The organism is Bradyrhizobium campsiandrae, from assembly GCF_014529705.1.
Classification (GTDB): domain Bacteria; phylum Pseudomonadota; class Alphaproteobacteria; order Rhizobiales; family Xanthobacteraceae; genus Bradyrhizobium; species Bradyrhizobium campsiandrae.
In genome coordinates this window covers 1-322 of record NZ_JAANIH010000301.1, presented here as the reverse complement: position 1 = coordinate 322, position 322 = coordinate 1, and the positions used below count along the sequence as shown (strand labels likewise).

The following is a 322-nucleotide window of genomic DNA, read 5'->3' as shown; positions in this document are numbered from 1 at the left end:
GGCATTCCTCGCGAGGCAACAAGATCGCTCAGCCCGCCATCCTCCGCTGCGCTGCGGGCCAGAGGCTGCGGGCCGGTCGTTGCGGCGCTCAGAGATCGCCATCAAGGCCGCGATGGTCGCGGGCTTGGGAACAGCACAGGAGATCCACCATGTCCCAGATCGGTTCGTTCACCCGCAGCAACGATGGCACCTACACCGGCACCATCAAGACGCTCGCGATCGATGCCAAGGCCCGCATCGTCCCCAGCGATCCCGCCTCCACCAGCGACAAGGCGCCAGACCTGCGCGTGATCGTCTCAGGCGTCGAGATCGGTGCCGCCTG

1 protein-coding gene is annotated in these 322 nt (G+C 66.8%); it reads left to right on the top strand.

All coding sequences use genetic code 11. The annotated features are described in order from the left end of the window. Window positions 1-149: 149 nt before the first annotated feature. On the top strand, window positions 150-322 hold a 173-nt coding region (locus G8O24_RS43190; protein WP_188108474.1), incomplete at its 3' end, for a DUF736 domain-containing protein.